Genomic DNA, 23,891 nt, shown 5'->3' with positions numbered 1-23,891 from the left:
TAAAAAAAGCACGGGCTCGTTGTCTATTATTATCATTGAGGTATCTGGAAATAAAACCCGTGTTACAATAATAGAACAAAAGCCCGCGCTTATACGATATAATACAGTCCACCCATGTAGGGCAGACATTTCTATACGTATTCAGCGCAAGCATTTACTTGTCCACTATTCCGTAACACTTAAAATTTTCCAGATTTTCAATGATGGAATAATCTTCGTAAAATGCTTACATTAATAGTATGAACCGCAAAACGCGAACCGCTGTTCGCTACGGAATCACTGCAAAGATAAAGAGGTTTTCTGAATCAACAAGAAAAAACTTGTATTATTTTCCAAAATATATGGATTATAGGACGAAACAAACGGATTCATAGCACGAAATTCCTTTTTTCAAGTACATGAACTTTTCCTCTACAAACGATCGATTTCTTCAGCCGCCAAACCCGTATATTGCTGAATCTGCTCTGTAGAAAAACCATTTTGCTTTAAAGAACGGGCAATATTCCGTGCCTTATCCAAAGCACCTTCCTTATGGCCTTCTTCTTTACCTTCCTGGTATTTCTCTTTCAACTGTTCTTCCCGATAGTCTTCAATATTCTTGTTGTCACGATATACTTTAAGACAGGCCTCGTATTCTGCCCTTTCCCGCTTGTTCATATTGGCAATCTTGGCCAATTTTTCCAAGTGGTTGAAGAGTTCCCTCTGACCTTTGAATGATAATGTTTCCAACTGTTCCATATACTTTAAATTATATAACCAATAATCCAACGGGGTTTCACATTCAGATTCTGTCTTGGTGAAAAGAGGCATCTCAATGAAAATCTCCCGTAGAATATTACTCATTTGTTTTCCGTTTTCCCGATCTGCCAATACAATATCTGTACGGACTTTATCCGTCCTGCCGGAACGGAAGTTCAGGATAAAGATTCCATAAACCGGACATAACTTGAATTTCCAGTCTGCACCTTTTTCCCCTTGGCGAACGATGGCATGACTCAGATAGAAAAGTCCGCGCTCATAGAAATAAGGTTGAGCAGCATTTTGTAACTCGACAATGAATATCGTTCCGTCTTTGTCTTCACACTCTAGATCGAAGATCACGCCACGGCCATCGGTTGTTACAGCCTGCACTTCTTTGTCTAAAAAATGAAGATCCCGGATATGCCGTTCTCCTTCGAGCATGTCGTTTAATAGCCCGATTAATAATTCCTTGCTTGATTCCTGTCCAAACAGAATCTTAAACCCCCGATCCACAAACGGATTGATAAATACACGTTTTCTCATAGAAAAGGTTTTATTTAATATTATGCCCCAATAGCGGGATGCACAAAGATAAGGTTTTAACAGGAAAATACAAGGATCTTACTGGCTTTCCTATTCAAACATCCTGCCGGTTACGAAATTCTTTGGGTGAAACACCATTTATCTTCTTGAAGAAGCGGCCGAAGATACTTTGGGAAGGGAAACCCAGGCGATCGCTAATCTGCTTGATGCTAAGCGTGCTGTCTTTCAATAAAGTTTTAGCATTGAATGAAATGTATTCGTCAATCCATTCGGCGCAGGTTTTACCGCTTTGCTCCTTAATGATGGAAGAAAGGTACTTCGGACTGATGCAAAGCTGGGAGGCATAAAAACCCGTGTTCCGTTCTCTTACATAGTTTTCCTCCAGGAGTTGCAGGAAAAGGCGAAATAGTTCTTCTCTCCGATTATTCGGTGCAGTAACTGCCCGCTCTGAATCTTCATACAACTTATAGTCTTTCAGCGTCAGGATCTCGCAGTAGCGCTGAATCACCAACGGTTGTGTGGGATAAGCCGGAAGAGAGAGTTCCTCTTTGATCAGCCTGTAAATCTTCAGACTGTCGGATAAAGTCTGTACATTTCCCTGATGTTTATAAAAACACTGGCTGCGTTCAGACAGGCTGGTTTCTATATGCAGGCTTTTCAGCATGTTGGTAATCAAATCGACGTGTATGACAAAACCAAAATAGATCAGATCCGGAGAATTCTGGGTTAACTTGAAGGTTGATCCCGGCATAATCGATACAATTTGCCTTTCCTTGAGAACAACGGTTTCATAATTCACTTCCATTTCGAGTGTTCCCCGGGCGATATGAATGGAAAGTAAATCGTTGGTTTGAATCGGGTCGGCTGTTTTCAGCAAGTTGGCTGTTGTTTCTTCGTCCAAGTTATCAAACAGCATGTATTGATTTTGCAGTACTCCTTGAGAAAACTGGTGTGGAATCTGTGAAATCTGTATTTGAACTATTTTCTTCTTTCGGTTCATAAAGCATCGGAGAATTTAAGTTGTCTTTGCGAAGATAAAGCCATTTTCTCCGAAATGCAAATTGTATCGGAAAATATGCACAATCATTGTTCATATTTTCTTCCTCTCATATCTCGGGCTTACGGTACATTTGCAACAAACTAAAAGAGGTATTATTTATGAAGAAAGAATTAGGAATTTTTGTATTCATCGGCTTATGCCTGATGTCATGCCATCACGAGGAGAAAAAAGATCCAATCCTGCACCACGTCGTATTAACGACTCCTTCGATCAACGGAGAGACTTCGACGAAACATTTTTCGGGTATCGTCAAAGAATCGGAAGAAATCAGTGTCGGATTCCGTGTTGGCGGAGTTATTGAAAAGATGGCCGTAAAAGAAGGTGATTTTGTCCGCCAGGGCCAGACTATCGCTTGTTTAGACAGCAAAGACTACCAGCTGAATCTGGACGCTGCCCGCATCCAATACGAACAGATGAAGAAAGAAGTTGGCCGCATGCAACGCATGTATCAGCAAAATGGTATGAGCGGAAACGATTATGAAAAGGCTTTGGCCGGACTGGAGCAATTGCGCATCCAGCTGGAACAATGCCAGTTGAGCCGTGAATATACGGTATTAAAAGCACCGGTGAGCGGTTATATCCAGCAAGTGAATTTCCGGGCAGGCGAAATGATCGGAGCCGGAACAGCAGTTGTTTCCTTGTTGGATGTAAATCACTTTGAGGTGGAAGCTGATATCCCGGCTTCTTTGTATATCCGGCAAACAGACTTTTCCGGTTTCGACTGTGTGTCTGCACAGTATCCGGACAAACGCTTTGATCTGAAGTGGATCAGCATCAACCAGAAAGCCGACGGCAACCAGCTGTACAAGGTTAAATTTGCTTTGCCACACGAAGCACAGTCGGTGCTGACGGCCGGGATGAATGTAGAAGTAAATATCCATATCCGGAATAACGAGTCGGCCAAGAATACTTGCACCGTTCCGGAGAGTTCTGTCTTTCAGTCGGAAGACGGTACTTGCTATGTCTGGCTGTTCAATGCCGATTCCACCGTCAGTCGCCAGAAAGTAGTTGTCGACCGGATGCTTCCGGGCGGAGCATTACAGATCAGTCAGGGACTGAATGGAAAAGAACGCATCGTCAAAGCCGGAGTAAAGGCGCTGGTTGAACAGGAGAAAGTAGGCGTCGTAGAAGCACCTGCTGCTACGAATGTAGGAGGACTCATTTAATCGGGAGAAGCGAATCATGAAATTAAGTACTTATTTTATCAAACGGCCTACGTTGTTCTGGTCGTTGATGGTAGCTATTATCCTCGGAGGTATTTATTCTTACAGCAAGATGCCGAAGCTGGAAGATCCGGAAATCAGCATCAAGCAGGCAAATGTCGTGGTGCTGTATCCGGGTGCTTCGGCACATCAGGTGGAACTGGAGGCGGTTTCCATTCTGGAAGAAGCTTTACGGTCGATGCCGGAAGTGAATTATATCTCAAGCGAATCGTCGAACGGCATGGGTTTAGTAACGGTCGAGATGAAAATGACGGTTCCCGAAAGTCAGGTGCAGCAATACTGGGATTTACTGCGCCGGAAAGTCAATGACGCGTCCGCCATGCTTCCTGCCGGTTGCAGCACGCCGATGGTGATTGATGATGTGTCCGACGTCTACGGAATGTTCTATGCCTTGAAAGCCGACGGCTATGATAATCGGGAAATGACTACGTATGCCGAATACCTGCGCCGGAACTTGTTGGGTGTGAGCGGTGTCAAGCGGGTGACTTTATTTGGCAGCCGGGATGAATGTATTACGATTACGCTGCCCAAAGAAAACCTGGCCCGCAACGGCATGACGGCAACTCAAATCATGAGCGGTATCAATGCAGCCAATAAAACGGTTGAAGCCGGAAAGTATGAGGCCGGAAACAACCGGATACAACTTCGGGTGAGCGATCAGCTGAAGGATGAAAAGGATATTGAAAACCTGCTGATCAAGACCATGACGGGAAAACAGATCCGACTGGGCGACATCGCGCAGGTAGAACGTGGTTATCTGGAACCGCAGAATAATGGTTTCTGGGTAGACGGCAAGCCGGCAATCGCCATTATGCTGTCGACCGAACCGGATGTGAACGTAACGGAAGTCGGTGAAAGGGTAGAAACCCGCATGGCTGAGCTGATGACGACGCTTCCAGCCGGCTTCGAAGTGGAAAAGATCTTCTTCCAGCCCGACAAGGTGAATCAGGCAATCAACTCCTTTTTGATCAACCTGATCGAATCAGTCCTGATTGTTGTCTTTGCCTTGATCTTCACCATGGGTTTCAGAAGCGGACTGATTATCGGTTCCGGCCTGGTACTGACGATTGCCGCTTCCTTCCCGGTTCTTCTGATGTTAGGAACGACCTTGCAACGTATTTCATTAGGAGCTTTTATCATTGCCATGGGTATGCTGGTGGATAACGCCATTGTCATCCTGGATGGTATTCTGGTGGATAAGCGTCGCGGACTGGCTCCGAAGCAGTATCTCTTCAATATCTGCCGGAAAACGGCCTGGCCTTTATTGGGAGCTACGCTGATTGCTTCTTCTACCTTCTTATGTGTCTTCTTAGCGAAAGGTTCTGCCAGCGAATATGCCCACGACCTGTTCCTCGTCTTATGCGTCAGTCTGCTCATCAGCTGGTTATTGGCCATGACGCAAGTGCCCATGTTTGCCAAGACTTTCTTACCGCCGCGTATCAAGGAACATCCACAAGGACAGGACGAAGTGCTGAACAAACCGATCCATCGTTTTGTCCGGAAAATGACTTCCTTCCTGGTAGATCATAAGAAAGTGACGCTGGCCGTATCGGTTTCGCTGTTGGTTTTGGCCGGCTGGTCGTTCCGTTACGTGAAGAACTTATACTTCCCCGACTTTGATTACAACCAGTTTGTCGTGGAATACTGGATGCCATCGCAGACAAACCCGGAGAAGGTTCGCCATGATTTATTGGAGATTACGGATAAACTGAAGGAGAAATATCCGCAGATACAGCGGATTACTGCCAGTCAGGGTAGCGCTCCGGCCCGTTATTGCCTGGTTCGCCCGATGACGAATGGAGGAGATTGTTACGGAGAACTGCTGGTTGATTGCGAAGATTTCAAGGCTTGTAGTGAGATCATTCCCAATCTGAAGGCTTTCCTTCGGGCAGAATATCCGGAGGCTTATATCCGTACCCGCCGTTATAACTTCTCCATCAGTACGTCACATACGGTTGAAGTCCAGTTTAAAGGTCCGGATCCAGCAGTTTTGCGCCGCCTGAGTGCCGAAGCAGAGCAGATCATGCGCGAAGCCAAATCGGTAGATCCGTATTCGGTGCAGAACAACTGGAAAGAACGGAACAAGAGTCTGGTGGCTCATTATCAGCAGATGGACGGACGGCGGACCGGCATTAACCGGAGTGATGTCGGGAATGCGCTGATGGCCGCAACCGATGGGCTGACGGTCGGAGCCCTGCACGACAAGGACAAGATTGTACGGGTTAATCTGCAAATCCGGAATGCCGACGGCAGCAAGATTCAGGACCTAAATGATGTGCCAGTCTGGACCATGATGCCGAACGTCAATCTATCAGACAACGACATGAAGGCGTTGATGAGCGGTGCCATGCAGGCTTCGGATGTGGAAAACGAGATCTTCAAAAGTTCACCGCTGAGTAATGTGACGAAAGACCTGGATCTCGACTGGGAAGAAGGAACCGTTTACCGCTATGACTGTATGCGGGCCATAGAAGCTGAGTGCGATCCGGATTACGACAACGGCTCATCACCGATGAAAGTACAGAAGGAAATCCAGAAGAAGATCGAGTCAATTCCATTACCGCCGGGTTATTCGATGCGCTGGATGGGAGAAATCAAGCTGCAGAATGAATCGACCGAGGCGCTGGCTGATTATTATCCGTTGACGATGATCATCGTTCTGACCGTCTTACTGCTGCTTTTCAACGACTGGCGCAAGGTGATCCTGATTCTGATTTGCCTGCCTTTCGTGATTGTGGGTGTAGCTCCTGCCCTGATCGCTACCGGTTTGCCGTTTACGTTTATGGCGACCGTCGGCATGGCCGGCCTGATGGGTATGATGATCAAGAACTCGATTGTGCTGGTCGATGAAATCAACCGGCTGATGAAAGAAGAAGGCATGCATCCGTATCACGCCATCATTCAGGCAACGGTTGCCCGTGCCAATCCGGTCATCATGGCTTCGGCAACGACGATTGTCGGTATGTTGCCTCTGGTTACCGATCCGATGTACGGTTCGATGGCCGTATCTATCATGGCAGGTCTGACGATGGGTACGATTATCACCCTGATGTTGCTGCCCGTTTTTTACGCATTATTCTTTAAAGTCACAAAACCTCAAACAGAGGAGTAATACAAACATGAAAAAGTTTTTGATATATATAATAGGTATAGGCTGTTTCCTGTTGCCGTTCCGCATGCTGGGACAAGAGCGCTTGGAAATATCCAACGAAACATGCCGCCAGATGGCCCGTGAGTCAAACAAGTCATTGCAGGTTGCAGACAATAACCGCCTGAATGCAGCGATCGAGAAACAATTGGCTAAATCCAATTTCCTGCCGAATGTAAGCGGTATGGCAGGAGCTTTTTACACACCGAAGGAATATACCATCCAGGAAGGCGTGAACCTGAGCATGAAAGGCGTTTATCTGGCAGGCATATCCGTTACGCAACCCATCTATACCGGCGGAAAGATCCGGGCCGGTTATCAGTCGGCGCGGATTGGGGCAGAAATGAGTCAGCTGAACCAGCAGAAAGAAACAGCCGACGTTGTAGCCGATGCCGACGAAGCCTACTGGCTGTACGTCTCCGTCTGTCAGAAGGTAAAGCTGCTCGAAGACTATCAACGGCAAATGGACGAACTGTTACAGCAGACACAAGTCGGCGTGGATGTGGAAATGGCGACCCGGAACGATTTGCTGACCATCGAGAGTGAAAAAAGCCAGATCGAATACCAGCTGAAACGGGCACAGACCGGGAAAGAGCTGGCACGCCTGGCCTTGTGCCAGAAAATAGGTGTTCCGTTTGATACAGAGGTTGTCCCGACAGATACGGCTATTGTGGTAGAACAGCTTTGCCCCGCTGTGCTGGATACCGACTTCTCTTCCCGTCCGGAATTGAAACTCTTGGAAAAAGATATCCAGCTGAAAGAACAGCATATTAAGCTCTCCCGGGCCGATTACTTACCGTCGATTGGCTTCAGTGCCGGCTATACCTATTATGGAGGCTTTAAAATGGGCGGTGTCGGCAATTCAGACGGGATCGGAACCCTGATGCTTTCGGCCAGCATTCCGATCTATCATTTTGGCGAGAATTATAAGAAAGTGAAGAAAGCCAAAGTGGAAGCTACCAACAGCCGCCTGCTGTTCGAACACAACAAGGAACTGATGGCAATCGAAGTGGAGCAGCAGAAACGCAGCCTGCTGGATGCTTACCAGCTGATTGAAACGGCCGAAAAGGCTTTTGCCCAAGCGGAAGAAGCCCTGCGGATTACCCGTTTGAATTACCAGGAGCAGATGAAGACTTTGGTTGATCTGCTGGATGCCCAAACTCGCTGGCAGGAAGCCTACAGTCATCTCATTGAAGCTCAAACTAATTACAAGATACAGGAGACGGCTTATCTCAAGTCGTTGGGACGTTTATCGTGAAGTGGATGGGTATTGCGTGTTGAAAAAGACGCGCCTGTATAATACCTCTTTTATCCATTCGTGCATCCCATGAGAATAGCGTGCACGAAGCTTATTTCAGGCTCCGGAGATTTCGAGTGATGAATCTCCGGAGCTTTTTTCTGGATATAGGGAGCTACAGATTTGAAACATACGACTTCTGCGTATAAAACCCGTTAGAAAGTAATTGTTTGACAATTGTCAAAAAGCTTTATCACAGTTATCAAAAAGCTTTTCGATATTTGTCAAAAAGCTTTTCGATATATATGAAAAAGCTTTATCACATCTGTCAAAAATATAAAAAGTAACGAGAATCAAATTAGAAACCCATAGGAATCAGATTTGAAGCCAGGGGAAAAAGGACAAAAGCTGGCAGAAAAAAGAATCAATCTGTATGGGAAATGAAGGGGATTCAAGGAGAAATCATACCAAAAAACAAGAATTTTATTGCTAAAGAACATTTTTTTGGCGAATAAATCGCTATATTAAAAAAAATTAGGGTAATTTTGTGAGCTCATTCATTGTAAGATAGTCGAGTGAAGAAAATGACAAAGAAAGACAATATGTTAGCGTTTATGTATTAATAAGTCTTAATCCGCGTGATTTTATCGCAGACATGTTACAATGTAAGAAAAAATACTTTAGTTTTGCAGCTTAATAATGAAAGGTTTATTAGACTAAAAATATAAATGAGATCATTATAACATTTTAAACTTACAGTAATTATGAACAAAAAGTTTTTATTGCCATTTTTCTTATTGGCAGCAATTTTAGCTTTTTCTTCTTGTTCTAACAAGTTGAAACCGCTGGCAGAAGAGTACATTAAGGCAGAGCCTCAACCTCTGGAAGCTATCGGTGGTAAAGTTCCTGTAACTATCAATGCCACAATCCCGGCAAAATGGTTCAACAAGAAAGCTGTTGTAACAATCACTCCGGTATTGCGTTATCAGGGTGGTGAAGCCTGGGGAACTGCTTACACTTACCAAGGCGAAAAGGTAAAAGGTAACAATCAGGTTATCCCTTACAAAGAAGGTGCTAATGTAACGATGAAATCTTCTTTCACTTACAAACCTGAAATGAAGAAATCAGAACTGTACCTGACTTTCGATGCAAAAATCAAAAACAAGACAGTTAAATTGCCGGATGTAAAGATCGGTGAAGGCGTATTGGCTACTTCAGAATTGGCTGATGCAGCTACTGCTAACGCAGCTATCGCAGCCGACAAATTCCAGCGTATCATCAAAGAAGCTCACGATGCAAGCATCATGTTCTTGATCCAGCAGGCTGAACTTCGTTCTAAGGAATTGAAGAAAGATGAAATCTCTGACTGGAAAGACTTGGTAAAGAACGCTGACGAAGCTCCTAACCAGAATGTAGCTATTGAAATCCAGGCTTATGCATCTCCTGATGGTGGTGTTGAACTGAACACTGGCTTGGCTGAAAGACGTGAAAAGAATACAGACAAATACCTGGCTAAGGAATTGAAGAAGATGAAAGTTGACGCTCCGGTTGATGCTAAATACACAGCTCAGGACTGGGAAGGCTTCCAGGAATTGGTTTCTAAGTCAAACATCCAGGATAAGGATTTGGTATTGCGTGTATTGTCAATGTACAGCGATCCTGAACAGCGTGAAAAAGAAATCAAGAATATCTCTTCAGTATTCAGCACACTGGCTGAAGAAATCTTGCCGCAGTTGCGTCGTTCTCGTTTGGTTGCCAACATCGAAATCATCGGTAAATCTGATGACGAAATCTCTGCTTTGGCAAAGAACGATCCGAAAGCACTGAACGTAGAAGAAATTCTGTACGCTGCAACTTTGACTAACAACGATGCTGAAAAGACAGCTATCTATAACAAAGCTTCTGAATTGTATCCTAACGACTATCGTACTTGGAACAATGTTGGTATGATGGCATTCCGCGCTGGTGATTTGGCTAAGGCTGAACAGATGTTCAACAAAGCTAATTCAGTTAAGAACAATCCGGAATCTAACATGAACTTAGGTTTGATCGCTTTGACTAAGGGTGACCAGGCTAAGGCTCAGCAGTTGTTCGGTAGCGCTTCTGGTGTTGCTGAATTAAGCGAAGCTCTGGGTGTTCTGTACTTGGAACAGGGCGAATGGGCTAAGGCTGCTAATTCATTTGGTTCAGTTAAGTCAAACAACGCTGCTTTGGCTCAGATCCTGACTAAGGATTACAACAAGGCTTCTCAGACTTTGAACGCTGTTCCGAATGCTGATGCTACTACTTCTTATCTGAAAGCTATCGTTGCTGCTCGTACAAACGATGCTAACGGTGTAGTAAGCAACTTGAAAGACGCTATCGCTAAAGATGGTTCTTTGAAGAAAGAAGCTGCTATCGATCTGGAATTTGCTAAATATGCAACTAATTCAGATTTTGCAGCATTGGTAAAATAATTGAAGTTTTACGATCAAAATAGTGAAAGGCTCTTCTCCGGAAGGGCCTTTTCTTGTATATTATGACAACAAATGAGATAAAAGGCCATGCGGCCATGTTTGGTGCCGAGTTTATGTGGGGTTTGATGGCACCTATCGGCAAATTTGTTATGGCCAGCGCGATATTTACCCCCCTGGTAGTTACCGATTGCCGTATGTTCGGAGCTGCCCTGCTATTCTGGCTCGTTTCGTTCTTTACCAAGCCTGAGCATGTCAACCATAAAGATCTGCTGACATTGTTTTTTGCTTCCATGCTGGGCATCGTGTTCAATCAGGGCTCATATATTTTCGGATTGAGCCTGACTTCACCGATCAATGCTTCAATTGTAACGACCAGTACGCCTATTTTAACCATGATTATCGCTGCTCTGTACTTGCATGAGCCGGTAACAGGCAAGAAACTGATCGGTGTATTTATGGGAGCAACCGGAGCTTTAATGCTTATCTTCAGCGGACATCAGGGACAGGCTTCCGGTCAGGGCGGAAATATCTGGGGTGATTTACTTTGCCTGCTGGCCCAGCTGAGCTTTGCCTGTTATTTGGTATTCTATAAAGGACTGATATCCCGTTACTCTCCGATTACACTGATGAAGTGGATGTTTACCTATTCTTCTATTTGTATGATTCCGTTCTCATACAATGATCTGCTTCATACCAATTGGGCTGAAATAGATTATAAACTGGGATTAGGCTTGTTGATGGTCGTCTTTTGCGCGACTTTCATCAGTTATCTGTTAGTTCCTATCGGACAGCGCACGCTGCGCCCGACGGTTACCAGTATGTACAATTATGTACAGCCAATCGTAGCCTGTGTAGTAGCCGTCATTTGGGGCATGGATCAGTTTAACCTGCTGAAGATTGTAGCTGTCATCCTTGTCTTCTCGGGTGTCTTTTTGGTTACACAAAGTCGCAGCCGTGCTGATCTGGAAGCATACGAAAAGCAAAAGGGAACAGCACAGAAAGGATAATCTTTCTGCTGTACCCTTTAGAAAACAATTTTACGGGTATATTTCTGACGTCCCTGCTGGATAGAAAGAATATACATGCCCACCGGCAGATTCGGATAACGCCAGGTGGTTTGTGAGTCACGAATAATCTGCCGGTCTATTATTCTACCGCTCGAATCAACCAGCACATACGTAGCCTCCGGTTGATTCTGCGGAAGAATCAAATGAATACTCTTCTCGCTACGCACACAACTGACCAATATGTTTTTCTGTACAGCAAGCGGCTCGTTGGCTGTTTCATCCGACTGATAGCTAACGACCGGATCAAGAAACAAGGCCGTACTGAAACCGATATCCGAAACGGCAGATACTTCTTTCCAATTCTCTCCTTGCTTGACCCACGCTGTATTTTGGGTTATTTCTCCTTCCTTAACGGCATAAGTACAGAAATCTACCGTGTTGTTGATACGATACCCGATAAAGAAGTTTCCTTCTACCTCAACGGGCGTATCCCAGACAACGAAGTTCTCCTGGGAACGAGCCAACGATTTACCGGCTTCTCCCCTATTTCCATTCTCCATATAAGGATAAACCGGATTGAATTTCTGTGAAGCCAGTAATGTTTCCGGCTTTTCCTTACCGGCATACAGGCAGATATCGACATCAAGCCCCGTTCTTCCCGACAAAGCGGGAGTGACCAGATAACAGCCATACACGACAACTCTGCCCGGATTCGTATATTTCTCGGCATATTCACACGCATCATCGTGCAGACCGAATACATATTTCGAATCGGATGTCTGGCGGGTCTCAATCTGATCATACTTTCCAATCTCGAATACATGACTCAAACGCAAGGCAGGCGCACTGGCATACGGATCCAATCCGTCACAAAGCCGGTCCGTTTGATTCGGAGCCAACCAGTATTTCAGCTGTTGTTCCTTTTCTGCCACATTTTCCCAGGAATAATAAAGCGAATAGAAATAATCATTGTACGGGGAATAGCAATACGAATTTCCGCCAGTCAGGGCACCAATCACCTGATAATTGCTGTCGAACAACGGCGAGCCAGACGAGCCGCCGGCTGTACAACCCTGTGTCCATTCAGCAACATGCCAGAAACTCATCGAGGCAAGCTTCAGACTGCTGTCACTGAAATTGTCTAATGCAATCTGATCGGCCAGACTGAAACGCTTCGTTGCTCCGCCCGGATGCTGGATACAGACAAAAGGAGCGGAAGGGCTTTCAGAAGCATTCCAGCCGGCATAATACGGGCGATAATAAACCGGCGGTATTTCTGTCAGTTCCAATAAAGCCATGTCTGTATTTTCATTAACAGCCCGGTAATAGGCAGATGCCATCGACATTTCTTCCGTTCCGCGCATGGGTGATTCGCAGGTCGGACTGTTGTAGTTGAAGAAGGCAATGATTTTCCCGGCTATCTCTTCGTAATCCGGATTCTTTATAGTAAAATCCTCATTCAGGCAATGTGAGGCCGTCAGCAAATAAGGTTTTCCGTCGTGTTGGAGATTATTGATCAGCGAACCGGTACAATAATAGGTTCCATCAACAATAAGTTCTACCACACTTCGCCCTACTTTCTGATAAGGATCACCGTCAGGCAGCGAACAGGAAAGAGGAAGAATACAACTGTAGCTGCTAGGTTCACCGGCTGGTTCAGTAGCTCTTGCTAACGAGCGGTAAGCATGATTGACTTCTCCTATTCTCAATCTTCCATGAAATGGACTATGAGCCGGTTCCTGGTATTCAACAATGATTTCATCACCGTAGACTGGAGAGACAGGCAGTATATGACGCTCGGAATTATTTTGGCTGGTAAAGCTGCCTTTTATTTGCTTTTGCTCCGGATCATAGACAAACAGACTGGCGCCTTCAGGAAGTTCATATTCTGTAAACAGAAGATTAATGGAAACAGCGCCTTCAGACCGGATGCCTAATCGCCATACTCGAGTTCCATCAGCCAGCGTATAAGTCATTCCGGCATTATCAGGTGTGAAATCAGTCATGAATTTATAGGCGAAGCGATTCGAGTTTCTCAATCCGTTGTACTCCATAGAATCCAGGCGAAGTTGTTCCTGCAAATCGAAAGCTGGCATGGATTCGAAGAATGCTGCCGGTGCAGACTTAGTCGACAGGTAAGGAAGAGGTTTTCCGCCATGACTGATTTGACTGAATCCGCTAACGAACGTAAAACATGACAGGATACACAAAAGAATAATCGTTGTCTTCATGAGAAATCAATATATGAGGGGAATTTAGAGCATAATACCGGAACAGATATTAGCATCATTACTGTATAAAATAAAAAGTACGCCTTTCAACAAGTGAATGGCGTACTTTTCAGGAAAGAAGGATGGAATGAATCATCCGTCAACTTCTTCGTATGCATAGGCTTCCTCGTATGGAAGCAGATTAACCTTGGTTGTGCTGACGATCAGGACGCGGACCATGATTGTTATTACGCGGTCCTTTTTCCGAACGAGGCGCGCGTTCACTTCTCGGAGCTCTTTCTTCATATCCTTCCGGTTTTGGCAGAAGAGCTTTATGAGACAACTTGAACTTACCTGTTTTCGGATCAATATCAAGCAGTTTAACCGTAATCGTGTCGCCTTCCTTCAAACCGGCTTGCTCAACTGTATCCAAACGCTTCCAGTCGATTTCAGAGATGTGCAGCAAACCGTCTTTGCCCGGCATGAATTCAACGAATGCACCGTAAGGCATGATAGAAGAAATCTTACCTTCGTAAACTTCGCCGATTTCCGGTACAGCCACAATCGACTTGATAGCACGCATAGCCGCGTCGATCACTTCTTTGTTGCTGGCAGAGATTTCCACTTTACCTACACCGTCAACTTCTTCAATAGAGATGGTTGCGCCGGTCTTTTCCTGAATACCCTGAATAATCTTACCGCCCGGGCCAATGATAGCACCGATAAATTCTTTAGCTACCGTCAATGTTTCGATACGCGGAGCATGAGGCTTCAAGTCTGGACGAGCTTCCGGCTGTGCTTCCAGTATCTTATCCAGAATATACATACGGCCTTCACGAGCCTGAGCCAAAGCCTTCTCCAGAATTTCGTATGACAGACCATCTACTTTGATATCCATCTGCGTAGCAGTAATACCATCTTTTGTTCCAGTTACCTTGAAGTCCATATCACCCAAGTGGTCTTCATCACCCAGAATATCTGACAGGATCGCGTAATTGGTTCCGTGATTTTCAGAGATCAATCCCATGGCAATACCTGAAACCGGCTTCTTCATCGGAACACCTGCGTCACGCAAAGCCAATGTTCCAGCGCAGACAGTTGCCATAGAAGACGAACCATTTGATTCCAGAATATCTGACATAACACGAACAACATACGGATAGTTTTCCGGAATCATCCGCTTCAAAGCACGCCAAGCCAAGTGACCGTGACCTATTTCACGACGACCAACACCTCGCTGTGCCTTTGCTTCACCGGTTGAGAATGGAGGGAAGTTATAATGTAACAAGAAACGTTCCTTATCATGAACCAATACATCGTCGATAATCTTCTCGTCATCTTTGGTTCCTAATGTAACTGTAGACAAAGACTGAGTCTCACCACGTGTAAAGATAGCTGAACCATGAGGACCAGGCAGACAGTCGGTTTCAATCCAGATCGGACGGATCTCTGTCGTCTTACGGCCATCCAAACGCTTTCCTTCATCAAGGATAGCACGGCGCATTGCTTCTTTTTCTACATCATGATAGTAACGGTCGATCATACCGACTTTCTCTTCAGTCAGTTCTTCTTCCGTAAACTGAGATTTATATTCTTCAACGATCGCATCGAATGCATCAGCACGTTCGTGTTTGTCGGTACCCGAAGTAGCAACAGCATAAGCTTTCGCATAACATTTATCGTGAACATCCTTGCGCAAGTCGTCATCATTTACTTCATGGCAGTATTCACGTTTTACTGTTTTGCCGCAGGCTTCCATTAATTCCATCTGCGCCTGACACTGTACTTTGATTGCTTCGTGTGCAGCCTTGATCGCATCCAGCATTTCCGACTCCTGAACTTCGTTCATTTCGCCTTCCACCATCATGATGTTATCAAGCGTAGCACCTACCATAATATCGATATCTGCTTTTTCCAACTGCGAGAACGTCGGGTTGATGACGAACTGACCATCAATACGTGCAACACGTACTTCAGAAATCGGTCCGTTAAACGGAATATCTGAAACTGCCAAAGCAGCTGATGCTGCCAAACCAGCCAGCGCATCCGGCATATCTTCTCCATCAGCAGAGAATAAAATGATATTTACATAAACTTCTGCGTGGTAATTGTCGGGGAACAAAGGACGCAAGGCACGGTCAACCAAGCGTGCTGTCAAAATTTCGTAATCAGAAGCTTTCCCTTCACGTTTGGTAAAGCCGCCAGGGAAACGTCCAAAAGCGGAGAATTTCTCTTTATATTCTACTTGCAGTGGCATAAAATCAACCCCGGGATTTGCATCTTTAGCGGCACAAACAGTAGCCAGCAATACGGTATTGCCCATCCGGACGGTTACAGCGCCGTCGGCTTGTTTTGCCAATTTTCCCGTCTCGATGGTGATGGTTCTTCCATCACTCAACTCGATTGTCTTGTTAATTGGATTAAGCATAATCTTGTTTTATTTTTTCTCATCTATAAAATTGTCGCAAAGTTAATGAAAGTTTGACTCTAAGCGAATGAAAAAGCTATTAAATAATTGCCCCAATAGAACTTTTCCTATAAAATTGAAGGATAATTTCCCGATTCATAGCGTAAAAATGTAAATTAATGTATATTTGCAGCGGAAAAAGGATTAATAATTAGTGAATATGAAAGCAATACCCGGTTATATTTATCTGTTTCTGGCTCTTCTGGCTGTCACTTCTTGTAAGAAAAATAATGATTTTACAGTGGAAGGTGTGGTATCCGGAGCAGAAGGACAAATTATGTATTTAGAAAATGTCGGCATTTCGTCGGTAAGTATGCTGGATTCTGTGAAGTTGAGTGCGGCCGGAACTTTCGAATTTACGCAACCTCGTCCGGAATATCCCGATTTTTACCGGTTACGTTTGAAGAATCAGCTAATCAACTTTGCAGTTGACTCTACCGAAACCATCAAGATTTTGGCTGATGCCGGAACTTTTGCCACTTCCTATAAAGTAGAAGGTTCTGAAAACTGCAAGGCCATCAAAACGATTACATTAGCACAGCTGGATGCCAACCAGGCCATCCAGAAGTTACGCAAGGAATATGAACACAAACACATGGAAGACTCGGTTTACCGCCGCAAAGTATTGGAAGCCTCATCTGCTTATAAAACGGTGGCCCTGAAATATATTTTCGGTGCGCCGATGTCGACGGTAGCCTATTATGCCCTCTTCCAGCAGGTCGACGGACTGTTGTTCTTCGATTTGTATGATAAGAAAGATTCACAGGCATATGGAGCTGTGGCAACCAGCTATGATCATTTTTATCCGGAAAATCCGCGGTCAAAGCAATTACATAATCTGGCTCTTCAGTCCATTAAGTTTATCCGTTCACAACGGAAGCTCGATCTGTCGAACGTAAAGACAAAGGAGATTTCATTCCTGGACATTGAGTTGCCAGACTTGTACAGCACTCCTATCAAATTGTCGGATATCGCAAAAGGCCGTGCAGTGATTGTGAATTTTACCGCCTATCAGGCAGATTGGTCGCCTGCTTTGAATATGGAACTGAACCGATTATATACCAAATATAAGGACAAAGGCCTGCTGATCTATCAGATTTCGCTGGATGCCGACAAGCATTTCTGGATGAATGCAGCATCAAACCTGCCATGGACATGTGTGCGTGATCCGCAAACGGTTTACTCGCAGGTAGCTTCTTTATATAATGTGAAGCAGTTGCCGGCAATCTTCATCCTCGATAAGAAAGGCAATATCATCAAGCGCGCCGACAATATCAAGCAACTTGAAAAAGATATTGAAGCGGCTTTGTGAACTGATACACACAGAAAACGTGCCAATTAGGAGAATTGACTATATGTTATAAAGCAGAGCGTTTAATTGGGGCAATTCAAAAACTTCGCTTACATTTGCGAAGTCTTTACATTATAAAATAAGAGTTCCGGTCAAAACTGATTGGCCGGGATTCTTTTTTTATTGTACGATTAGTAACTAGAATATAAACAAAATAAATAAACAATTTAGGAGGAATTATTATGGCTGTTAGTTATATGACAGAAGATGGCTACAACAAGATTTTAGCTGAAATTAATTATTTGGAGACTGTGAAACGTCCGGAAATTTCGGCTCAGATTGCTGAAGCCCGCGACAAAGGCGACTTGTCTGAAAACGCTGAATACGATGCAGCTAAGGAAGCACAAGGCATTATGGAGGCTAAATTGGCCCAGTTGAAAGCTCTGATTGCAAATGCTCGTCTGATTGATGAATCGCGTGTACAGACAAACGAAGTACAAATCTTGAATAAGGTTAAGATCAAGAATACAAAGAACAACGCCGTTATGACGTATATGCTGGTTTCTGACTCGGAAGCCAACCTGAAGGAAGGTAAGATTGCCATCAGCACACCGATTGCACAAGGTCTGTTAGGCAAGAAAGTAGGCGACATTGTTGAAATCAAAGTACCTTCTGGTTTGATGAAGTTTGAAATTATGGATATTTCTATTTAATCATTTATAGTATGGCAACAATATTCAGTAGAATTGTGGCAGGTGAAATTCCCTGCCATAAGATTGCGGAAGACGATGAATTCTTCGCCTTTCTGGATATTAATCCGGTCGCAGTGGGACATACATTGGTTATTCCCAAGAAAGAAATTGATTATATCTTCGATATTGATGACCCGATGTTAGGACGGATGATGGCTTTTGCCAAACGTGTCGCCCGAGCTTTGGAAACAGCTATCGAGTGTAAACGTGTCGGTCTGGCTGTCATGGGACTTGAAGTTCCTCATGCACATATTCATTTAATCCCAATTACCAAAGAGTCTGATATGAACTTCTTCGGTAAGAAAAAAGAAATGACACAAGAAGAACTGGCTGCCGTGGCAGAAAAAGTACGTTTTGTGTATAAATGATCGATTTTATTAGGTAAATACAAAAATATAGTGTATATTTGCACTACAAATTAAAATTCATTAGTGGTTTTTACTCATAAAAATTTGTTGACCTTAAAAAGGGAAGAGGCCTCTCTGAGAAGATCGGCCTCTTTTTTTATTCTCCTATCTGTTTAATATTCCCTAAAGTTACACCTTCGTGTTCGATACTCGGATTTCCTTTATACGTTATATCGCATTTTCCCATTTCTGAGAGTTTGATTTTATCGGTCACGTACACTTCCATGGAACAACTGCCTGCAATATTCGTATTCAATTCGGACGTTTTCAGCTCCATGGCACGATACGAACACTGACCGGCCAGATTTAATTCTACCTGTTCTGCACTTCCACTCAGGTCTGCATCACATTTACCCGCGATATTCAGCCGCAGATCATCTACACGCATTTTAGGCGCATGCAGCCTGCTGGCTCCGGCCAAAGCTATTTCAAGGTCAGGGGCAATCAGCGAGTCGGCTACTTCGAACTGTATCTTTCCCGCCAGATTAATTACCTTAATCGATCGAGAATTCGTCTGAATTCTGAATTGAGTCGTTATAAACCGACCTAAATCTTCTTTGGGCGGTTGGATAGTCAGGCTGTCGTTGGCCGAACGGATTTCCAGCAACGGCAGGATATTTTCATCACATTCAATCTTCAGATAAGGAGCTTCATCGGATTGCTGATACACAACCTGGGCTTTCCAACCACCCAGATTCAGGATTGAATAGTCATGGATGGCGATCTCTTTCTCGACAATCTTACCATTGCCTTTCGTCGCATTGACCGAACACGACGAAAGACTCAGGGCGGCCAAAAGCCCGCAGCCTATAATATGTACAATTGCTTTCATACGCACAAGGTTTTATCCGGTTATAGAATATAATAGTTGGCATTCGACCAGTCCAGTGAGTTCCATCCATTGATACCGGTCTGATAGAAATAAATTCCCAACAGGATGAACGAGATAACCCACAGAATAATCAAGGTCCATTTACCGGTAGCCGGCAGCGGTTTGGTGTGGAATAAAGAAGTGGCAATAGCGCTTCCAATATAGAATAATGGAACACCAAACAACAGCACGCAGCCGATACAGCCCATAATAACTAACGAACTGGGAGCACCTAAATACCAGTCCATGCCAAAAGGCGACAAATGATACAAGACGCTCGAACCGCCGACCAGCAGGGCAAAGATGGCAACAAGCATGACCAATACAGCCAGCAACAGTCCCGGCAGCAGAATAATTCCGGCCAAAATAACAACGAACTTCAAGATAAAGCCAATTACCTGAACAAAGATATCACCCAGTTTCTGAAGGAAGTTACGGGGTTTTTCAGAATTGACATAGTTATTCACATTGTGACTTACCTTCTCGAAACCGTCGGTAACCGTCTTTCCGATGTTTTCTATCGTAACGCTTTCACCACGCATTTCCAGTTTTTCCGTAGCTGTCCGTGCCTGTGGAATGATCAGCCAAAGGACCAGATAAATAGGAATGGTAATTCCGTAATAAAACATCAGCAGGAAAAGAATGATTCGTATAGCCGTTGCATCCCAGCCTGTATAAGCAGCGATACCACCAGCAACACCGCCTAATACCTTATTATCCGGATCACGCATCAGGCGTTTGCGGGTTGTATGCTGGGTATTGCTTTCGTTAGTAACATGTTCCTGCTCTTCATGAATCTCTTCGTCGAATATTTCTTCCGGTTTTCCCATCCGTTTGATAACCTCTTCTACCAGATCGATACTGATTACCTGATATCCCAAACGGATTCTTTCCGAGAAAAGTTCCGAGATACGCAGCTCGAAGTCGTTCATGATTTCGTCGGATCCTTCTTCTTTCTTGAAGTGGATACGCAGATTGCTCAAATATTTGTCGAGAAGCTGATAGGCATCTTCATCTATGTGAAATACCGAACCTCCGAGGTTGATCGTAAGTGTCTTTTTCATATTCTTTTAATTGTTTTTTATGTGATTGATGGTATCATTAAGCTGTTGCCACGATGCTTCCAGTTCCTGAAGGAATTCTTCGCCCGATTCCGTCAGCTGGTAGTATTTGCGAGGTGGCCCCTGCGTAGATTCTATCCATTGATAGCTGAGCAGACCACTGTTTTTCAAGCGGGTCAGCAATGGATATAAAGTCCCTTCCACAACAATCAGGCGAGCTTCCTGCAGTTTCTGAATAATATCTGAGGTATAAGCCGGCTCTTTCTTCAGCAAGAGAAGGATACAATACTCGAGTGTTCCTTTTCTCATCTGCGATTTTACGTTCTCTGCATTCATTGCCTTTCGTTTATGTTGATTTACACCTTATTTTTATTTTGTACTGCGAATGTATCAATTTATAATGTACTATGCAATACATACTACTATTATTTAACTTAATTTATAGGAAGACTATTTATCTTCCTGAACAGATACTGAATAAATTCCGGCAAGAAACAAGCGCTCATGTAATAGGAAAGATACCGTTTCACCTGGGTGGAATGATCGTTCCACCTGGGTGAAGAGATCGTTCCACATAGGTGAAACGATCGTACCACAAGGGTGAAATGGTAAAAAGTAAACCAGAAAAAGAGATGTTATTGGCAGACAAAGAGGACAATATAGCAAGTTTATTCGTCAAAATAGAATATTGGGTTCGTCAGTATTGCACATTTTAAATAATAGTGTGTAATTATTTAGGAAATATTAGTTAGTGTATAAAGAAAAAACTACATTTGCAATAGAAATTTAAACAATAAGATATGACTTATTATCACTTTGCCGAGCTGATACAGCGGCAGGCTGAAAAATACGGAAACCGTACAGCTTTAAAGTATCGGGATGATGCTACGGGTAAATGGTCTAAGATTTCATGGATTCAGTTTGCCGAAAATGTACGCCTGACTGCAGAAGCAATGGCGGATAGTGGAATTGGTGTACAAGAGAATATAGGCATGTATTCACAGAACATGCCCCAGTGCCTGTACACAAGCTTCGGAGCATATGCCAACCGGATTGTCGATATTCCGATGTATGCGACAAGTTCTCCTACTCAGATTGCCTATATTGTAAAAGACGCGAATATACATACCTTGTTTGTCGGCGAGCAATTGCAGTATAACAATGCCTGGATTGTACAGAAACAGTTGCCGAACATCTTGCGAAAGCTTGTCGTTTACGATTCGTCAGTCCGTTTGAATCCGGAAGACAAGACATCTGTCTATTTTGACGATTTCATTCGCCTGGGAAATAATGCGCACGCCGAATCGCAGGTAAAGATCCGTACTTCGCAAGCCCGGCCGGAAGATGTAGCTACCATTATATATACATCAGGAACGACAGGCAACTCAAAGGGAGTCGTGTTAACACATACCAATTACCTGGAAGCCATGCGGGCTCACGACCTGCGCCTTCCGCATATTACGGATAAAGATACGTCGATGTGTTTCTTGCCCTTAACACATATCTTTGAAAAAGGATGGACCTTTGTTTGTCTGGTTAAAGGCATGAAAGTGGCTATTAACCACGACCCGAAATTAATTCAGAAAGCATTGCCGGAAATTGCGCCCACCACGATGTCGAGTGTTCCGCGCCTGTGGGAAAAGGTTTACATTGGGGTACAGGAGAAAATCCATAACGCCTCACCGACAATGCAGAAAGTCTTCAAAGACGCCATCGAAACAGGCCGTAAATACAATCTGGAATACCGGCGGAAAGGTATCACACCGCCATTGGCCTTAAAAGCCAAGTTTGAGTTTTATAACCGGACGGTCTTTACTTTATTGAAACGGGTAATCGGCATTCAGAACGGACGTTTCTTCCCGGTTGCCGGAGCTCCGCTGTCAGACAAAGTGCTGGAATTTTTACTGTCAGTCAATATTCCTATCCGCTACGGATATGGCCTGAGTGAAACGACTGCTACCGTTAGTTTCTTCCCTGAAGAGCATTATGAAATTGGTTCGTTAGGCATTCTACAGCCGGATCTGCAGGTTCGTATCGATCCTTCCAACAATGAAATCCTGGTAAAAGGTAAGACGGTGATGTCTGGTTACTACAACCGTCCGGAAGAAAATGCGGCTGCCTTTACAGAAGACGGTTATTTCCGCACGGGCGATGCCGGCCGGTTGGAAGGAAATACCTTATACTTTTTGGAACGCATCAAAGACCTGTACAAGACGTCCAACGGTAAATATATTGCTCCACAGGCCATCGAGTTGAGCGTTTCGAGTGACCCGTATATTGATCAGGTAGCCGTAATCGGTGATCAGCGTAAATTTGTCAGCGCACTGATCGTACCGAATTATGCCCTGCTCGAAGAATATGCCAAAGAACAGCACATCGCTTATACGACACGTGCCGAACTGTTGCAGAACAAATTCATCTATAAATTGATAGAAGCCCATATCGAAGAGCATCAGGGAGAACTGGCCGCCTTCGAGAAGATCAAGCGTTTCACCTTGCTGCCCGAACCTTTTACCATTGAAAGCGGGGAACTGACTGATACGCTGAAATTACGTCGCCGTGTGGTTGCAGAACATTATGCGAAACAAATCGAAGCGATGTATGCAGAGTAAATGAGTATCCATGTGATACTGCAATCTAATCGAACTAACAAACCATCTATGAGGCGCAGCAAGCTGCGCCTCTATTTTTCTTTCCAAGCCTCTTAATTAGCGTTTCTTATCACTTCTTTTCAGAAATAAGAAGAAATGTTTGGCAAAAGCCTCATTTACATATCAGAACGTAAAGAAACTTTAGACTTTCCCAAAAGAGATGAAGATATTTGCTATCAACCATTCATTTCTGTAGCTTTGGGTACCGTTTTGAAGAAGATGTATAACTATCAATTCCTGAGAAGATGAAGAGAAGACTCTATACGTTATTGATTTCGTTTTTACTGTCATTTCCGGCAGTCCTTTCAGTCTATGCCAGCACACCCGCTGATTCTACCAAAGTAACAGGCAATGATATCGTGCAGCGAGCGATGAAATACATCGGCGTTCCGTATCGGAGCGGACGAATGAATCCGAAGGTGGGTTTTGACTGTTCCGGATTTACATCTTATGTCTTCAAGAAAGAAAATATCTTACTCACCCATTCTTCCCGTTCGCAGTTTACACAAGGCATACAAATCAATGACTGCAAGGAATTGCACAAAGGAGATCTGGTATTTTTCAGCGGTTCACGCAACAGCAGCCGGATCGGACATGTGGGAATCGTTACGGAAGTCAATCATCAAACGGGGTCATTTTCTTTTATTCACGCCAGCCGTACAGGTGTATGTGTATCCTCATCAACCGAAGCCTATTATCAGAAGCGCTATGTAGGAGCATGCCGCGTACTGGCTGTTTAAGTGGTGGCAACATCAGTTTCACAAGT

General features: G+C 44.2%; 17 protein-coding genes. 10 read left to right on the top strand and 7 right to left on the bottom strand.

The annotated features are described in order from the left end of the window. Positions 1-411: 411 nt before the first annotated feature. Positions 412-1,284 carry an Rpn family recombination-promoting nuclease/putative transposase gene (locus tag NEE14_RS13335; RefSeq protein WP_251966940.1) on the bottom strand — a complete coding sequence of 291 codons (873 nt, stop codon included), beginning with the start codon at positions 1,282-1,284 and terminating at the stop codon, positions 412-414. Between the two features lie 94 nt (positions 1,285-1,378). After that, positions 1,379-2,284 (bottom strand): helix-turn-helix domain-containing protein, encoded by a 906-nt coding sequence (locus tag NEE14_RS13330; RefSeq protein WP_251966941.1) that lies wholly within the window; start codon positions 2,282-2,284, stop codon positions 1,379-1,381. A 158-nt stretch (positions 2,285-2,442) separates the two neighbouring features. On the opposite strand from NEE14_RS13330, the gene NEE14_RS13325 reads away from it, so the two are divergent. The 5 genes from NEE14_RS13325 to NEE14_RS13305 all read left to right on the top strand — a co-directional run bounded on the left by NEE14_RS13325 (position 2,443) and on the right by NEE14_RS13305 (position 11,415). Continuing rightward, positions 2,443-3,510: an efflux RND transporter periplasmic adaptor subunit gene (locus NEE14_RS13325; protein WP_251966942.1), complete on the top strand. Its 1,068-nt coding sequence runs from the start codon at positions 2,443-2,445 to the stop codon at positions 3,508-3,510. Positions 3,511-3,526: 16 nt separating this feature from the next. Continuing rightward, positions 3,527-6,679 (top strand): efflux RND transporter permease subunit, encoded by a 3,153-nt coding sequence (locus NEE14_RS13320; RefSeq protein WP_251966943.1) that lies wholly within the window; start codon positions 3,527-3,529, stop codon positions 6,677-6,679. A 7-nt stretch (positions 6,680-6,686) separates the two neighbouring features. Beyond that, on the top strand, positions 6,687-7,973 hold the full coding sequence (locus tag NEE14_RS13315) for a TolC family protein (protein ID WP_251966944.1): 1,287 nt from the start codon (positions 6,687-6,689) through the stop codon (positions 7,971-7,973). Between the two features lie 743 nt (positions 7,974-8,716). Next, positions 8,717-10,408, top strand: coding sequence for a hypothetical protein (locus NEE14_RS13310; protein ID WP_251966945.1), 1,692 nt, complete (start codon positions 8,717-8,719; stop codon positions 10,406-10,408). Positions 10,409-10,470: 62 nt separating this feature from the next. Beyond that, positions 10,471-11,415 (top strand): DMT family transporter, encoded by a 945-nt coding sequence (locus NEE14_RS13305; protein WP_251966946.1) that lies wholly within the window; start codon positions 10,471-10,473, stop codon positions 11,413-11,415. A 17-nt stretch (positions 11,416-11,432) separates the two neighbouring features. Here NEE14_RS13305 and NEE14_RS13300 read toward each other — a convergent pair whose 3' ends face one another. Both NEE14_RS13300 and pnp read right to left on the bottom strand, forming a co-directional pair. After that, the gene (locus tag NEE14_RS13300) at positions 11,433-13,646 is read right to left on the bottom strand and encodes a trypsin-like peptidase domain-containing protein (RefSeq protein WP_251966947.1); all 2,214 of its coding nucleotides are present in this window, start codon (positions 13,644-13,646) and stop codon (positions 11,433-11,435) included. A 181-nt stretch (positions 13,647-13,827) separates the two neighbouring features. Continuing rightward, positions 13,828-16,053 (bottom strand): polyribonucleotide nucleotidyltransferase, encoded by a 2,226-nt coding sequence (gene pnp / locus NEE14_RS13295; RefSeq protein ID WP_251966948.1) that lies wholly within the window; start codon positions 16,051-16,053, stop codon positions 13,828-13,830. A 199-nt stretch (positions 16,054-16,252) separates the two neighbouring features. Here pnp and NEE14_RS13290 point away from each other — a divergent pair, with 199 nt between their 5' ends. The 3 genes from NEE14_RS13290 to NEE14_RS13280 all read left to right on the top strand — a co-directional run bounded on the left by NEE14_RS13290 (position 16,253) and on the right by NEE14_RS13280 (position 18,503). Further along, on the top strand, positions 16,253-17,404 hold the full coding sequence (locus NEE14_RS13290; protein ID WP_251966949.1) for a redoxin domain-containing protein: 1,152 nt from the start codon (positions 16,253-16,255) through the stop codon (positions 17,402-17,404). 221 nt (positions 17,405-17,625) lie between these two features. Continuing rightward, a complete protein-coding gene (gene greA, locus NEE14_RS13285; RefSeq protein WP_251966950.1) occupies positions 17,626-18,096 on the top strand; it encodes a transcription elongation factor GreA in 471 nt (156 codons plus the stop codon). 11 nt (positions 18,097-18,107) lie between these two features. Then, positions 18,108-18,503 carry an HIT family protein gene (locus NEE14_RS13280; protein WP_251966951.1) on the top strand — a complete coding sequence of 132 codons (396 nt, stop codon included), beginning with the start codon at positions 18,108-18,110 and terminating at the stop codon, positions 18,501-18,503. Between the two features lie 136 nt (positions 18,504-18,639). Here the strand turns inward: NEE14_RS13280 and NEE14_RS13275 are convergent, their stop codons facing one another. From NEE14_RS13275 to NEE14_RS13265, 3 genes are read right to left on the bottom strand one after another with little or no spacing between them, the layout of a single operon-like run. Then, complete coding sequence (locus tag NEE14_RS13275) at positions 18,640-19,374, bottom strand: GIN domain-containing protein (protein ID WP_251966952.1); 735 nt, start codon at positions 19,372-19,374, stop codon at positions 18,640-18,642. 20 nt (positions 19,375-19,394) lie between these two features. Next, a complete protein-coding gene (locus tag NEE14_RS13270) occupies positions 19,395-20,477 on the bottom strand; it encodes a PspC domain-containing protein (RefSeq protein ID WP_251966953.1) in 1,083 nt (360 codons plus the stop codon). Positions 20,478-20,483: 6 nt separating this feature from the next. Next, the gene (locus NEE14_RS13265) at positions 20,484-20,810 is read right to left on the bottom strand and encodes a PadR family transcriptional regulator (RefSeq protein ID WP_022456547.1); all 327 of its coding nucleotides are present in this window, start codon (positions 20,808-20,810) and stop codon (positions 20,484-20,486) included. Between the two features lie 464 nt (positions 20,811-21,274). Between NEE14_RS13265 and NEE14_RS13260 the strand changes: the two genes are divergently transcribed. Continuing rightward, a complete protein-coding gene (locus tag NEE14_RS13260; protein WP_251966954.1) occupies positions 21,275-23,086 on the top strand; it encodes an AMP-dependent synthetase/ligase in 1,812 nt (603 codons plus the stop codon). 284 nt (positions 23,087-23,370) lie between these two features. After that, positions 23,371-23,865 (top strand): C40 family peptidase, encoded by a 495-nt coding sequence (locus tag NEE14_RS13255; RefSeq protein WP_251966955.1) that lies wholly within the window; start codon positions 23,371-23,373, stop codon positions 23,863-23,865. Positions 23,866-23,891 lie beyond the last annotated feature (26 nt).

The organism is Parabacteroides sp. AD58, from assembly GCF_023744375.2.
Lineage (GTDB): Bacteria > Bacteroidota > Bacteroidia > Bacteroidales > Tannerellaceae > Parabacteroides > Parabacteroides absconsus.
Note: the sequence above shows the minus strand (reverse complement) of the source record. Positions and strands in the feature narration are given on the sequence as shown.

Excerpts from the sequence above, each read along its gene's own strand:
- NEE14_RS13310 (WP_251966945.1), top strand. The coding sequence starts at position 8,717 with ATGAACAAAAAGTTTTTATTGCCATTTTTCTTATTGGCAGCAATTTTA.
- NEE14_RS13290 (WP_251966949.1), top strand. The coding sequence starts at position 16,253 with ATGAAAGCAATACCCGGTTATATTTATCTGTTTCTGGCTCTTCTGGCT.
- NEE14_RS13255 (WP_251966955.1), top strand. The coding sequence starts at position 23,371 with ATGAAGAGAAGACTCTATACGTTATTGATTTCGTTTTTACTGTCATTT.
- NEE14_RS13315 (WP_251966944.1), top strand. The coding sequence starts at position 6,687 with ATGAAAAAGTTTTTGATATATATAATAGGTATAGGCTGTTTCCTGTTG.
- NEE14_RS13300 (WP_251966947.1), bottom strand. The coding sequence starts at position 13,646 with ATGAAGACAACGATTATTCTTTTGTGTATCCTGTCATGTTTTACGTTC.
- NEE14_RS13325 (WP_251966942.1), top strand. The coding sequence starts at position 2,443 with ATGAAGAAAGAATTAGGAATTTTTGTATTCATCGGCTTATGCCTGATG.
- NEE14_RS13270 (WP_251966953.1), bottom strand. The coding sequence starts at position 20,477 with ATGAAAAAGACACTTACGATCAACCTCGGAGGTTCGGTATTTCACATA.
- NEE14_RS13330 (WP_251966941.1), bottom strand. The coding sequence starts at position 2,284 with ATGAACCGAAAGAAGAAAATAGTTCAAATACAGATTTCACAGATTCCA.
- NEE14_RS13265 (WP_022456547.1), bottom strand. The coding sequence starts at position 20,810 with ATGAATGCAGAGAACGTAAAATCGCAGATGAGAAAAGGAACACTCGAG.
- NEE14_RS13305 (WP_251966946.1), top strand. The coding sequence starts at position 10,471 with ATGACAACAAATGAGATAAAAGGCCATGCGGCCATGTTTGGTGCCGAG.
- NEE14_RS13335 (WP_251966940.1), bottom strand. The coding sequence starts at position 1,284 with ATGAGAAAACGTGTATTTATCAATCCGTTTGTGGATCGGGGGTTTAAG.
- greA (WP_251966950.1), top strand. The coding sequence starts at position 17,626 with ATGGCTGTTAGTTATATGACAGAAGATGGCTACAACAAGATTTTAGCT.
- NEE14_RS13280 (WP_251966951.1), top strand. The coding sequence starts at position 18,108 with ATGGCAACAATATTCAGTAGAATTGTGGCAGGTGAAATTCCCTGCCAT.
- NEE14_RS13275 (WP_251966952.1), bottom strand. The coding sequence starts at position 19,374 with ATGAAAGCAATTGTACATATTATAGGCTGCGGGCTTTTGGCCGCCCTG.
- pnp (WP_251966948.1), bottom strand. The coding sequence starts at position 16,053 with ATGCTTAATCCAATTAACAAGACAATCGAGTTGAGTGATGGAAGAACC.
- NEE14_RS13260 (WP_251966954.1), top strand. The coding sequence starts at position 21,275 with ATGACTTATTATCACTTTGCCGAGCTGATACAGCGGCAGGCTGAAAAA.
- NEE14_RS13320 (WP_251966943.1), top strand. The coding sequence starts at position 3,527 with ATGAAATTAAGTACTTATTTTATCAAACGGCCTACGTTGTTCTGGTCG.